At 61.5% G+C, this 13,192-nt stretch carries 14 protein-coding genes; 9 read left to right on the forward strand and 5 right to left on the reverse strand.

Annotation, left to right across the window (positions count from 1 at the left end):
• Positions 1–3: 3 nt before the first annotated feature.
• Together ACP0KA_RS23245 and ACP0KA_RS23250 are read right to left on the reverse strand one after the other, a co-directional pair.
• Positions 4–2,061 (reverse strand): methyl-accepting chemotaxis protein, encoded by a 2,058-nt coding sequence (locus ACP0KA_RS23245; protein WP_424631069.1) that lies wholly within the window; start codon positions 2,059–2,061, stop codon positions 4–6.
• A 199-nt stretch (positions 2,062–2,260) separates the two neighbouring features.
• On the reverse strand, positions 2,261–2,656 hold the full coding sequence (locus tag ACP0KA_RS23250; RefSeq protein WP_424631070.1) for a winged helix-turn-helix transcriptional regulator: 396 nt from the start codon (positions 2,654–2,656) through the stop codon (positions 2,261–2,263).
• Between the two features lie 101 nt (positions 2,657–2,757).
• Between ACP0KA_RS23250 and ACP0KA_RS23255 the strand changes: the two genes are divergently transcribed.
• Positions 2,758–3,369: an FMN-dependent NADH-azoreductase gene (locus ACP0KA_RS23255; RefSeq protein WP_424631071.1), complete on the forward strand. Its 612-nt coding sequence runs from the start codon at positions 2,758–2,760 to the stop codon at positions 3,367–3,369.
• A gap of 66 nt (positions 3,370–3,435) precedes the next feature.
• Here ACP0KA_RS23255 and ACP0KA_RS23260 read toward each other — a convergent pair whose 3' ends face one another.
• The 3 genes from ACP0KA_RS23260 to hemB form a co-directional block, all read right to left on the reverse strand.
• Positions 3,436–4,209: an arginyltransferase gene (locus ACP0KA_RS23260; RefSeq protein WP_424631072.1), complete on the reverse strand. Its 774-nt coding sequence runs from the start codon at positions 4,207–4,209 to the stop codon at positions 3,436–3,438.
• A gap of 135 nt (positions 4,210–4,344) precedes the next feature.
• Positions 4,345–4,890 carry an RDD family protein gene (locus ACP0KA_RS23265; protein ID WP_424631073.1) on the reverse strand — a complete coding sequence of 182 codons (546 nt, stop codon included), beginning with the start codon at positions 4,888–4,890 and terminating at the stop codon, positions 4,345–4,347.
• Positions 4,891–5,017: 127 nt separating this feature from the next.
• Positions 5,018–6,085 (reverse strand): porphobilinogen synthase, encoded by a 1,068-nt coding sequence (gene hemB / locus ACP0KA_RS23270; RefSeq protein WP_424631074.1) that lies wholly within the window; start codon positions 6,083–6,085, stop codon positions 5,018–5,020.
• Positions 6,086–6,366: 281 nt separating this feature from the next.
• Here hemB and ACP0KA_RS23275 point away from each other — a divergent pair, with 281 nt between their 5' ends.
• From ACP0KA_RS23275 to nusB, 8 genes are all read left to right on the forward strand, one after another.
• On the forward strand, positions 6,367–6,891 hold the full coding sequence (locus ACP0KA_RS23275) for a DUF6163 family protein (protein WP_424631075.1): 525 nt from the start codon (positions 6,367–6,369) through the stop codon (positions 6,889–6,891).
• A gap of 298 nt (positions 6,892–7,189) precedes the next feature.
• A complete protein-coding gene (ldtR, locus tag ACP0KA_RS23280) occupies positions 7,190–7,699 on the forward strand; it encodes a transcriptional regulator LdtR (RefSeq protein WP_424631076.1) in 510 nt (169 codons plus the stop codon).
• Positions 7,700–8,471: 772 nt separating this feature from the next.
• Entirely contained in the window at positions 8,472–9,773 is a 1,302-nt protein-coding gene (gene glyA / locus ACP0KA_RS23285; protein ID WP_424631077.1) for a serine hydroxymethyltransferase, read from the forward strand.
• Between the two features lie 27 nt (positions 9,774–9,800).
• Positions 9,801–10,301 (forward strand): transcriptional regulator NrdR, encoded by a 501-nt coding sequence (nrdR, locus tag ACP0KA_RS23290; protein WP_424631078.1) that lies wholly within the window; start codon positions 9,801–9,803, stop codon positions 10,299–10,301.
• A gap of 24 nt (positions 10,302–10,325) precedes the next feature.
• Positions 10,326–11,444 (forward strand): bifunctional diaminohydroxyphosphoribosylaminopyrimidine deaminase/5-amino-6-(5-phosphoribosylamino)uracil reductase RibD, encoded by a 1,119-nt coding sequence (gene ribD, locus ACP0KA_RS23295; RefSeq protein WP_424631079.1) that lies wholly within the window; start codon positions 10,326–10,328, stop codon positions 11,442–11,444.
• On the forward strand, positions 11,444–12,052 hold the full coding sequence (locus tag ACP0KA_RS23300; protein WP_424631080.1) for a riboflavin synthase: 609 nt from the start codon (positions 11,444–11,446) through the stop codon (positions 12,050–12,052). Before ribD ends, ACP0KA_RS23300 begins: the two co-directional genes overlap by 1 nt.
• 137 nt (positions 12,053–12,189) lie before the next feature.
• Complete coding sequence (gene ribH, locus ACP0KA_RS23305) at positions 12,190–12,684, forward strand: 6,7-dimethyl-8-ribityllumazine synthase (protein ID WP_424631081.1); 495 nt, start codon at positions 12,190–12,192, stop codon at positions 12,682–12,684.
• Complete coding sequence (gene nusB / locus ACP0KA_RS23310; protein ID WP_424631082.1) at positions 12,681–13,187, forward strand: transcription antitermination factor NusB; 507 nt, start codon at positions 12,681–12,683, stop codon at positions 13,185–13,187. The genes ribH and nusB overlap by 4 nt, the downstream gene beginning before the upstream one ends.
• Positions 13,188–13,192: the final 5 nt, after the last annotated feature.

The following is a 13,192-nucleotide window of genomic DNA, read 5'->3' on the forward strand; positions in this document are numbered from 1 at the left end:
GTGTTACGCCACGCGCAGCGAGCCGAGGAACGCGCCCACCTGTTCGTGCATGGCGTTGCCGCGCTGGCTCAGCGCATTGGTCGCTTCGTTGACCGCATCAGCCGTGGAGCGGGTACGGCCCGCACCCTGACGCACGGACTCCGCGTGACGCGCGGCGTCCTCGACGCCCGCAGCGGCGCGCTTCACCGCATCCGCGATGCTTTGCGTGGCCTGGCTCTGTTCGCTGGCTGCGTTGGAGACCGCCGCCGTCACACCTTCGAGCCGGGCAATCGTCTCGGTGATGTTGTGGATCGCTCCCACAGCCGTGCCGGTCGCGCCCTGCATGGCGCTGATCTGGCGGACGATCTCTTCAGTCGCCGTTGCCGTCTGATGGGCGAGCGCCTTCACTTCGCCGGCGACCACCGAGAAGCCTTTGCCCATCTCACCGGCACGGGCGGCCTCGATGGTGGCGTTGAGGGCGAGCAGGTTGGTCTGGCTGGCAATGTTGCGGATCAACTGCACCACATCGCCGATGCGCTGGGCCATGTTGGAGAGTTCCTGCACCGAGGTGTCGGTCTCACGCGCTGCCGCAGATGCGCTCTCTGCGATTTGCGCCGCATCGGCGATACGACCATCGACGTCGGCAATGCTGCCCGCCAATTGGGTAATCGCCGTCGCGACCAGACGCACGTTTTCCAGGGCGATCGATGTTGCGGCAGCGACGGCGTCCGCCTGCGAATTGCCGGCGTCGGCGGCGCCGGTGAGGGTCGCGCCGGCGCTTTCAAGTTGCGCGGTGGCATGGGAAACGGCGCTCAGAGCGGCGTTGATTTGCGTCTCGAAATCACGCGCCGAGCTCTCCAGCGTGGCGCCGCGCGAGGCACGCGCCTGTTGCTCCGCCAGTGCATCCTGTCCCGCGGCATCGGCCTGAATGGCGTTGCGGCGCAGCGTCTCAATCGCCTGTGCCATCTGGCCCAGCTCATCGGTGCGGCCTTGCAGCGGCACCTCGACGTCGCGGTTGCCGTTTGCCAGAGCGAGGATCGTTTCGGTGATCTGGCCCGTCGGCGTGACCACGCGGCGATTGAACCACCATGTGCCCACCGCTGCCGCACAAATGGTCAGTGCGACGAGGCCAAGAGCGAGAGCGAACTTGATCCACAGCACGCTGATCATGGCTGCACTCTGGCGCATGGCTTCCGCAAGCGCGGCTTCACGGAGCGGCAGAACGTTATCCAGGATCGGAATGATGAAGGGGAGGAACTTGTTGGGCTCGAGAGCGAGTGGCTTGCCGTGGTTCGGCAGGACATACGTCGCGTAAGCTTCGCCGCCCTTGCCCCAGAACGCGCGGTCCACCTCGGCAAACGTCGCCGAGACCGACGGGCTGTTGATGTCTTCAACCGTCGAGCGGATAGTGGACCAGATCTGGTCGATGCGCCCCTTGAAGCCCGACAGCACCTCCGCCTGTTCACCGTCCATCGGCAACTTCATGGTCATGTAGCGGATCATGGTGCTCGATTGCCGTCCGGCCCAGTCGCGCATGTCCCAGGCAAGCTGTGCAAGACGCGCGGACTGTCCGACATCCGGATTGCCGGCATTGATGCGGCGCTGAACAGCCGCGCCGAACGCGCGCGCCGTTTCCTGGATGGCGAACATCTGCGGCAGGTAGTTGTCGACGACATTCTTCGGACGCTCCGTGAGCGGCACTTCAACGGCGGCGAGAACGCCCTTGCGGACCTTGGCGAGGCCGTCTTCCAATTCGCGAAGTGCGGTGACATCGCTGTCGAGCACGGCCTGACTGCGGGCGTCCGCGAGAATCGCGTCAAACCCGCTCATCTTGGCCTGCACCGGCGCCTTCTGTTGCGCCGTGATCGGCGTCGGCGTCACCAGAGGAGGGTTCACGAAGGCGCGTTCGAGGTTCAATGCCTCCGGCAGGCGTAGCGCACTCGCAAGCAGTCGGACGTCGTGATCGACGTTCCGGGCGGTCGAAAGTGCCGACCATTGCTGGGTCGCGAACAGAACAGTAGCGAAGAGACCCACCGCCGAACCAAGGGCGATGGACAACAGAAAAACTTGCCGGATGCGCATTGCAGTCTTTGCCTTCGAGAGCGCGCCGAAGCGCTGAAATCACGATTGAAGCGGACTGCATTCGTTTATCGGGTGATCACCCAAAAATTTGTTAAGCAACGCGGCAAAGTTGCAGCGCTTTTTTGTCACAAGCCTGACATCGAAGGTGCACGTTCAACATCTGATGGATGTGAGCGTTGATGTTCGCGGTCGAACGCGATCACGCGTCCTTCGAATCGAACTTGTCCCGCGCGGTTTTGATCTCGGGCAGATTTTCAAAGGCCCATGTGCCGAGATTTTTGACAGGGTCACGAAGCGAGCGTCCCAGTTCGGTCAACTCATAATCCACGCGAGGCGGGATCGTCGGGAACACCGTGCGGGTGACGAGCCCGTCACGCTCGAGGCCGCGCAACGTCAACGTCAGCATGCGCTGCGAAATGCCCCCGACCATGCGCTTGATCTCGTTGAAGCGGCGCGGCTGGTCGCCGAGCAGCATGATGATCAGCACGCTCCATTTGTCGCCGATACGAGCGAGGATGGTGCCGACTTCGCGGCAGTCGCTTGGCAGGTGCTGCTGCTCCGGCGGCGCGGTTACATCGGTGTTCGCGGGTGCCATGGGTGTGCTCGAGTTCAAGAAATGTGCCTTCTTGCGCGGTTTATCAAAGGTCACTTATAGCGTCTAGGTATAAATTTGATACCAACGCTAAAGGTGATCCCATGAAACTTCTCCACATCGACGCCAGCATCCTCGGCGGCAACTCGGTTTCCCGGCAGGTTTCCGCCGCGGTGGTCGACCGCCTCAAGGCGACCATTCCACATCTCGACGTCACCTATCGCGACATCACGTCCGCGCCACTCTCACACTTGAGCGGAGCGCATCTGGCTGCGGCTCAGGGGGCGACGCCGGAATCCGCCGAGGTTCAGGCGGATATCGCTGCGAGCTCCGCGGCGCTGGACGAATTCCTCGCGACCGACATCGTGGTGATCGGTGCGCCCATGTACAACTTCACGATCCCAAGCCAACTCAAGGCCTGGATCGATCGCATCCTCGTGGCGGGCAAGACGTTTAGATACACCGAGAAGGGCCTTGAGGGCTTGGCCGCGGGCAAGCGCGTGATCATCGCGATCTCGCGCGGTGGCTTCTACGGCGCAGATATGCCGTCGGCGGCCGGCGAGCATCTGGAAACCTACCTGCGCTGGGTGTTCGGCTACATGGGGATCCCGAACGTGGAAATCATCTCCGCGGACGGAGTCCAGATGGGGCCCGAGCACCGCGAAAAGGCGCTGGCCAGTGCGATGCAATTGGCGACCGGGCTCCAGGCAGCGTGAGATTGCAGACAGCCGGGCATCGTGTATCCGCACGATGTCCGGTTGAAACAGCCGTCGGGAATGAACTTAGTCCTGAGGTTCTATGGCCGGGCTGGCAGCATCGACGCGAACCCAGCCGCTCGGAGCCAGCCGCTGCTGCGGCAGGAAGCGGGCCTTGTAGTCCATCTTCTTCGAGCCATCGATCCAGTAGCCGAGATAGACGTAAGGAAGACCAAGCCTGCGCGCACGGGCGATGTGGTCGAGGATCATGAACGTCCCGAGCGAACGGCTTTCCTCGCTCGGTTCAAAGAACGAATAGACCATCGACAGGCCGTCGCTGAGGATATCGGTCAACGCCACCGCAATCAGGTCGCCGCCTTTGCCGGTGATGCCGCTGTCGATGGTGCGCCGCCGGTATTCGATGATGCGGGTTTCGACGTGGCTGTCTTCGACCATCATGGCGTAGTCGAGCACGGTCATGTCGGCCATGCCGCCGTCGCGATGCCGCGCATCAAGATAGGCGCGGAAGATCGAATATTGTTCGGACGTCGGAACGCCGCTGCGCTGCTCGCTGATGATGTCGGCGTTGCGCGCCTGAATTTTCCGGAAGTTGCGCGAGGGGCGGAATTCGTTCGCGATCACGCGCACCGAGACGCAGGCGCGGCACTGGTCGCAGGCGGGACGATAGGCAATCGATTGGCTGCGGCGGAAGCCGCCATGGGTAAGGAGATCGTTGAGGTCGCCGGCCTTGTCGCCCACCAAATGCGTGAACACTTTGCGCTCCTGCTTGCCCTCCAGATAGGGGCAAGGCGAGGGAGCCGTCAGATAGAACTGCGGCGTGTTGCGCGAGTGTTGGGTCACGAGGTCCTGTTTGTCTCCAGACTGTACGATTCTGCCTCTAGTGCAGCGGAATAATGCAAACTTCGGAATCGGGACACTAGCATCGCGCTGAGCAGTCAGGTGGTCAAGTTTGGCCACCATCCAGCTAATTTGGCGTTAAACGCGGCTGGTTTGTACCACGTTCGGTGCCGGGACGTTGGCGTTGATGATCACCGCGCCGAGCACAATGTCGTGCAGCAATCGGCGGCGATCATTGAGCAGGCCGACCACCAGGACGAGCGGCGTCAGGACCGAAACCGACACCCAGTACAAGACGGCGTGAACCACGCCGAGCAGGAAGTAGGGCCGCTCGCCGCTCCAGGTCCGCATCTGGATATCCATCGTCCGCATGCCGATGGTCGCGCCGTGAGCGCCGCCGAGCGACATGCCGTAGTAGATCAGCGCCCAGATCACGGAGAACGGCGACACCAGCCAGAACAGGAACCAGCCGAGGCCGAGGGTCACGATACCGAACAGCGTGATGAAGATGACGGCCAGAATGATCGGAATCGACAGCACCAGCAGGTCGATCAGAAACGCGAAGAATCGCTTGGTCAGCACGCCGCGGAACAACTCGGGCTGCGCCCACGGATCGTACGCACTGGAGCTGGCTGACGGATTGTTACGCCAAGTCGCTCCACCGGTGTTTCTCGTGTCAGACATCGCTTAACCCCTCCGGAACCGGTCTTAAGGGACCAGCTTGCACGCACATGGCCCCGGTCATGCAACGCTGCAAGACTGGATAGGCTCACATGGAGAAAAAGATATCCGGTCAGGATGCGGCGAGGTCTTAGCGCTGGCCCTTTAGCTTCTCGGCCGCTGCCGGGGCGAAGTAGGTCAGCACGCCATCGGCGCCGGCACGTTTGAAGGCGACGAGGCTCTCCATCATGGCGCGCTCGCCGTCGATCCAGCCATTGTTGGCCGCGCCCGCGATCATCGCGTACTCGCCCGACACCTGATAGGCGAAGGTCGGCATCGCGAACGTGTCCTTCACGCGGCGGACGATATCGAGATAGGGCAGCCCGGGTTTTACCATCACCATGTCCGCGCCTTCGGCGATGTCGAGTTCGACTTCGCGCAAGGCTTCGTCGGAATTCGCCGAGTCCATCTGGTAGGTGCGCTTGTCGCCGGTGAGTGTTTTCGATGAGCCGATGGCATCGCGGAACGGACCGTAGAATGCGGACGCGTATTTCGCCGCATAGGCCATGATCTGCACATCGAGGAATCCGGCATCGTCGAGCGCTTCGCGAATGGCGGCGACGCGGCCGTCCATCATGTCCGACGGCGCGATGATGTCACACCCGGCTTCCGCCTGGACCAGCGCTTGCTGGACGAGGACAGCGACGGTCTCGTCGTTGAGGATCCTGCCATCGTGCAGCAGGCCGTCATGGCCGTGGCTGGTGTAGGGATCGAGCGCGACATCGCACAGGAGGCCGAGCTCAGGGAATTCTTTCTTGATTGCACGGACGGCTTCGCAGACCAGATTGTCGGCGTTGAGCGCTTCCGATCCATTGTCATCGCGCAGCGACGGGTCGGTGTACGGGAACAGGGCAAGGCAGGGGATGTCGAGCTTCATGGCGCGTTCGGCATCGCGCACGCATTGATCTACCGTCAGGCGCTCGACGCCGGGCATCGATGCGATGGGCGTCCGCGTGTTGTTGCCGCCGACCACGAACAGCGGCCAGATCAGATCGTCGGTGGTTAGCACGTTTTCCCGCACCAGACGCCGCGCCCATTCCGATTTCCGGTTGCGGCGCATGCGTGTGCTGAGATCGAGGGAGGGGGCTGCGGCGGTCCGAGGATGATTGCGCGTGGCATCGTCACGCATTTCGATCGGACGTCCGAACTTGATTGCCATTTTGAAGCCACTCCCGTGCGCAGATAGTCTGCTGCCAGTTGTAGCATCGGCAAATCGCCCCGTCACTGCACCTAGTGGAGTTGATTTGACATTCGCTACCTACTAGGCCGCGAGTTCGTCAAGCGAATGTCAAATCCAAAACTCCACTAGAAACTTATATTTGCTAGTGTCCTTTCGTCTCCGAATAACCGTGCGAACGCGCCGCAACTGGGGCGGTTATTCGGAGACGGGACACCAGCTGTGCATTGATTTTGTCGGCCTGAGGGACCAAACAGGGGGCCATGAGCAAGAATCCCCTGCAATCACTCGCGGCAAAGTTGGGCCGGTCCGCAGCGAACGATGACGTCGTTCCACCGGAGCGCGAGCACGGCAATCGTGATCAGGTGAATATGGTCACCGCGATGCCGCCTCCGGATACGGAGACCGGCGACAACACCTGGACGGGCCGGCTTGTTCTCTTCCTCAGAGTCATGGCCGTGCTGTCCATGATCAAGGGGCTCTATCATTGGGCGCAGATCACCGGCTTCATCGGCGGTGAAGACGGCTCGTTCGAATACCAAACAACGCAGTGGCAAACCGCGACTGTCTATTTCGCCGTGATCGAACTTGTTGCTGCCGTCGGGCTCTGGCTCGCCACGCCGTGGGGCGCGGTGGTGTGGTTGACGACCATTGTTTCGACTGCAGTGATCGAATTGATGTTTCCCACAATCTACGGCGGCAATCTCTTCGCCGTTCTCGTCGCGGCAATCCTTCTTTTGGCTTATCTCGCGCTCGCCTGGATGGCTGCACGGGAGCGGCCGCCATAGATCCCATGAGGGCGGTTCGCCACGATGCTTGACGGAATCTTTCAAATTTGAACGGTCGCTGTTCTGGAATGCGACACCGGGCGTGACGAAGCGTGAACATCGCCCGATTTCGGTGAATCAAACCTAACAAAAAGCCCTTATTTCATAGGCATAACGTATGATTTACCGTTTTAAATAAACCCTCTCTTCATGCTGTTATTTAAGCTGATCTTCAAACGCATCCCTTAGTTTGCCCCTATCAGACGAGACAAAAGTTTCGTCGAATAAGTCGTAAAAAACGACAACAGGGGAAAGTGTCATGATTAAAGCCGCTACTTCGGCGATTGAACCCGCGCGCGAGAATGCTGCTCCAGTACAGCCGCTCTATCTCGAAGCTTTGACTCTCGTTGAACGGCTGCATCGCCGTTTGCTCGACGTCATCAAGGACGAATTCGACCGTCGCGGTCGCTCGGATATCAACTCCGTGCAAGCGCTGCTGCTCTACAACATCGGCGACAAGGAATTGACCGCCGGTGAGCTGCGCACACGCGGCTACTATCTCGGCTCGAACGTCTCGTACAATCTGAAGAAGCTTGTCGAGATGGGCTTCCTCGATCATCAGCGTTCGCGCGTTGATCGCCGCTCGGTCCGCATTCGTTTGACCGCGCAGGGCCAGGAAATCCGCCACATCGTTGACGCGCTGTATCAGAAGCACGTCAAGACGGTGGAGCAGGTGGGTGGCATTTCGAACGCCGAGTTCGCAACGCTGAACAAGTCGCTGCATCGTCTCGAGCGCTTCTGGACCGACCAGATCCTGTATCGGCTCTGATTTCAATTTAATCGGGAATTGCGAGGCAGCCGGCGGAAGATCGGCGCCTCATGATCACCCGTCGGGTTTTTCGGCCAGTCCCTCCACTGGCAACGCCGAAGTGCGCGCAAGACGCACGCGGTTCCGACTTCCGTCGCCGAAGCGTCCAGAAGAGACGTGCGGTTAAATTCTAGCGAGAATCCCCCTTGCAGAATGCGGCAAGGCGCCTTCGGGCGCCTTTTCGCGCTGGGGAAAAGGAATCGACTCGTAAACGAGACCTGAATCCGGCCCGGCTTCCCTCGAAAATATACCTCGGGACTCTTCGCCGGAGACTTCCCATCATTCAATCTATGAAGACGATTCTCAAAACCGTTGGCGATCGGGTGCAGGTGGCATTGACCCTTGCACTGCTCGTGGCGTGCTCGCTGAACGTGATGTTCCTCTGCGTGCGGCTTTAAGACCCCAAGCGCCGGACGTTGAAGGGGCGCAGGCCGTCCGCCCGGACCCTGAGGGTGGTCACGGGTGCTGCCCGCAGGCTGGGTCCGGGAGGTCGCTGGTTGCCCTTTACCCCCGCGAGTAGACGGTTTTTCGCTTTTTGGCCGGTTTTGCGGACGTTTTGACCAAGGAAAGACGGTCTCGGTTGCTGCGCCCGGCACCCTGCCTAAATATCGGCCCGAGCAGCCAGAACTTGGCCGTTTGCCCCAGATATGGTATCTCGCCGCTGCCGCCCTTAGTACCACCCAGAGCCGTCCGCACTCGTTTTTGAGGTTGCGGCGGTGGAGACATTTTATCCATGAGCTCATCTGCCAAAACTGCGTCCACGCCCGACACGTTTTTCACGGCCTCGCTTGCCCAGGCCGACCCGGAGATTGCTGCCGCGATCAAGGGTGAACTCGGTCGTCAGCAGCACGAGATTGAGCTGATCGCCTCGGAAAACATCGTCAGCCGCGCCGTGCTCGAGGCGCAGGGCTCGGTGATGACCAACAAGTACGCCGAAGGTTATCCGGGCGCGCGTTATTATGGCGGTTGCGAATTCGTTGACGTCGCCGAGACGCTGGCGATCGAGCGCGCCAAGAAGCTGTTCGGCGCGAGCTTCGCCAACGTGCAGCCGAACTCCGGCAGCCAGATGAACCAGGCTGCGTTCCTGGCATTGCTGCAGCCGGGCGATACGTTCATGGGCCTCGATCTCGCAGCCGGTGGCCATCTCACCCACGGTGCGCCGGTCAACATGTCCGGCAAGTGGTTCAAGCCGGTGCACTACACCGTGCGCCGCGAGGACCAGATCATCGATATGGATGCGGTCGCGAAGCAGGCCGAACAGGTCAAGCCGAAGCTGATCATTGCAGGCGGTTCGGCTTACTCGCGCGCCTGGGACTTCAAGCGTTTCCGCGAGATCGCCGACAGCGTCGGTGCCTTCCTGCTGGTGGACATGGCACATTTCGCGGGCCTCGTTGCCGGCGGCGTGCACGCTTCGCCGGTGCCGTATGCCCACGTGACCACCACGACGACGCACAAGTCGCTGCGCGGTCCACGCGGTGGTCTCATTCTCACCAACGATGAGGCGATTGCGAAGAAGATCAATTCGGCGATCTTCCCTGGACTGCAGGGCGGCCCGCTGATGCACGTGATCGCCGCGAAGGCTGTTGCATTCGCCGAGGCGCTGCATCCGGACTTCAAGGTCTACGCGAAGAACGTGGTCGAAAACGCCAAGGCGCTTGCGGAAACGCTGCGCTCCAACGGCTTCGAGATCGTCTCCGGCGGCACCGACAACCATTTGATGCTGGTCGATCTGCGGCCGAAGGGTCTCAAGGGCAACGTCTCCGAGAAAGCGTTGGTGCGCGCGGGCCTGACCTGCAACAAGAACGGCATTCCGTTCGACCCCGAGAAGCCGTTTGTCACCTCCGGTCTTCGCCTCGGCACCCCCGCGACCACGACGCGCGGTTTCGGCGTCGCGGAGTTCAAGCAGGTCGGTGCGTTGATTTCGGAAGTGCTCAATGCCGTTGCGCAGTCGGGCGAGGGCAGTGCGCCGCTCGTCGAAGCCTCGGTCAAGGAGCGTGTGAAGGAATTGACCAGCCGCTTCCCGATTTATCAATAAAGGGAATACTAGGAAGGCAAACCACGCATGCGCTGCCCAAGCTGCAACAGTCTCGATACGCAGGTGAAGGACTCACGGCCGACGGAAGATTCGTCCGTGATCCGCCGTCGGCGCGTGTGCATGGCCTGCAACTTCCGCTTCACCACCTTCGAGCGGGTGCAGCTGCGCGAACTGACGGTCATCAAGCGCAACAGCCGCCGCGTGCCGTTCGATCGTGACAAGCTCGTCCGCTCGGTGCAGATCAGCCTGCGCAAACGCCCGGTCGATCCGGAGAGGGTCGAGCAGATGGTCTCTGCCATCGTGCGCGAGCTTGAAAGCGGCGGTGAGTCCGAGATCTCGTCGGAGGTCATCGGCGAGACGGTGATGGAGCATCTGCGCCAGCTCGACGACGTCGCCTATGTGCGGTTCGCCTCGGTCTATCGCAATTTCCGCGAGGCCAAGGATTTCGAAGCCGTGCTCGGCGAGTTGAGCAGCGAGGACGAGACGCCGCCCCCCGCAGCGCCGCGCCCGCTTGTCATGCGCAAATGATCTTTGCGCGCCGCGACCTCGAAGATGCAGTCTCAATCAGTGCCGGCTTCTGACCAACGCTTCATGCGCCTGGCGCTGGAGCTCGGCCGGCGCGGGCAAGGGCGGACGTGGCCGAACCCGGCGGTCGGCGCGGTCATCGTCAAGGACGGCGTCATCGTCGGCCGCGGCTGGACCCAGCCCGGTGGCCGCCCGCACGCTGAACCCGAGGCGTTGCGGCGCGCGGGCGAAGCGGCACGGGGGGCGACGCTCTATGTCACCTTGGAGCCTTGTTCGCATTTCGGCCGGTCACCGCCGTGTGCCGATGCGGTGATCGCGGCCGGCATCGCCCGCGTTGTGTCCGCGATCGAAGATCCCAATCCGGATGTTGGCGGGCAGGGGCATGCCCGGCTGCGCGCTGCGGGCATCGAGGTCGATGTCGGGCTGTTTGCCGATGAAGCTGCACGGGATCACGCCGGACACTTCCTACGGGTCAGCGAGAAGCGGCCCTATACCATTCTCAAGCTGGCGTTGTCCGCCGACGACAAGATCGCGGCCGCAGGCTATCGCCCGCTCGCCATCACTGGTGACGTATCGCGGTCGCGCGTGCACCTGTTGCGGGCCCGCAGCGACGCCATCCTGATCGGGATCGGGACAGCGCTCGCGGACGATCCGCTGCTGACCTGCCGCCTGCCGGGCATGGAAGACCTCTCACCCGTGCGGGTAGTGCTGGACCGCGCGCTGCGGTTGCCCGGCGACAGCCGGCTGGTTCATTCCGCACGCCAGCACCCGCTCTGGGTCATGACATCCGATCTGGCGGAAGCGCCTGCGGCTGCCAAGCTCGGCGGCGCTGGCGCCCACATCATGCGCGTCCCGACGATTGCCGGCCAGCCCGGGCTTGATCTCAAGGCCGTGCTGCATGCGCTGTCCGACAAAGGCATCACACGGCTGCTGGTTGAGGGCGGGGCACGGGTGGCGTCGTCGTTTCTCGCTGCGGATCTCGTGGACGAAATCTGGCTGCTGCGCGGACCAGCCGAGATCGGTTCCGGCGGGATCGCCGCCCTCGACGCGCAGCCGGTCTCCGTGATCACACATTCGCCCCGCTGGCAGGCGCGTGCTACTGAGACGTTGGATCAGGATACTCTCACAATTTACGAGCGAGCTTAATGTTTACCGGTATCGTCACCGACGTGGGTGAAATTGTCAGTGCCGCGCCGACGGCGCAGGGGCAGCTGCATCGGCTGCGCATCGCATGCCGTTACGATCAAACCACAATCGTGGATGGCGCATCGATCGCCTGCAACGGCGTGTGCCTCACGGTGGTCGCCTCCGGCGTCGATCAGGGCAAGACGTGGTTCGATGTCGATGCCGCCGCCGAAACATTGCGTCTGACCACAGCGAAGCACTGGGGCAAGGGAGCGCGGCTCAATCTGGAGCGTGCGTTGAAGATCGGCGATGAACTCGGTGGCCACATCGTAGCCGGACACGTGGATGGCATTGCCACCATCGTTGCGCGTGAGGATCTGCCGGATATGGCACGATTTGAACTGCGCGCGCCTCGCGAACTCGCAAAGTTCATCGCGGCAAAGGGCTCCATCACGCTCGATGGCGTCTCGTTAACGGTCAATACCGCCGTTGATGACAATTTTTCCGTTCTCATCATTCCCCACACCCTGCAAGTGACCACGCTGGGCACCTGGCGTGAGGGCTCCGAAATCAACATCGAAGTGGATCTGATGGCGCGCTACGCCGCGCGTCTGACGGAAATGAAATAGCAGCTATACTCCAGGTCTTTAACGGCTTGGCATTGTTATGGGCTGCCGTTACAAACGCTGCGTCCCGAAATGTTGACAGTTCTAGTCAATAGAAATTGTCAACGAAATCAGTCCCTACTTGCTAATTGGAACGAACGATGGCCGAACCGCGCCGCGCAGAACTGAAAGACGAAACCGACATCAGCGGCTCGCATGTCGTGATCATCGAGGCTCGGTTCTATGATGATATTCAGGATGCCTTGTTGACCGGTGCGACCAATGAGCTGGACGCCGCCGGCGTTGGATATGACGTCATCAGCGTTCCTGGTGCGCTGGAAATTCCGGCTGCGATTGCGATCGCGCTTGATGCATCGAAGAAGAACGGCAGGCCCTATGATGGCGCGATTGCGCTCGGCTGTGTGATCCGCGGCGACACGATCCATTTCGAAATCGTGTCCATGGAATCGTCGCGCGCGTTGATGGATCTTTCGGTCGCACGGAGCCTTCCGCTCGGCAACGGCGTTATCACGGTCAATACCACCGAGCAGGCATGGGAGCGTGCACGGGCCGATAAGCTGAACAAGGGCGGCGATGCCGCCCGTGCCGCGCTGACGATGATGCGTATCAAACGCCGTCTGGCAAAACCGCTATGAACGACACGAAGAAAAACGCAGACAGGAATTCCGGCGAGAAGAAAGCCAACCGGCGCGGCGCGGCTCGGCTCGCAGCGGTGCAGGCGCTTTACCAGATGGATATCGCAGGCGCCGGCATCAACGACATCTTCGCGGAGTTTGAGAGCCACTGGCTCGGCAACGAAGTCGAAGGCGATACCTATCTGCCCGCTGAAGCCGCATTCTTCAAGGACGTGGTCGCCGGCGTTGTTCGGGATCAGGCCAAGCTCGATCCGTTGCTGGACGAGGCGTTGACCAGGGGCTGGCCTCTGAAGCGCATCGACGCGATCCTGCGCGCGACCTTGCGCGCCGGGGCTTATGAACTCGAACATCGCAAGGACGTTCCGGCTCGCGTCGTCGTCAAGGAATATGTCGACGTGGCCAATGCGTTCGTCGATCGGGATGAGACCGGTCTGGTCAATGCGGTCCTTGACCAGATCGCCCGGCAATTCCGCGCGGACGAGTTTTCGCGCTCGAGCGGTTAGGTATT

The sequence above is a fragment of the Bradyrhizobium sp. SYSU BS000235 genome (genome assembly GCF_049747295.1).
Taxonomy (GTDB): Bacteria; Pseudomonadota; Alphaproteobacteria; order Rhizobiales; family Xanthobacteraceae; genus Afipia.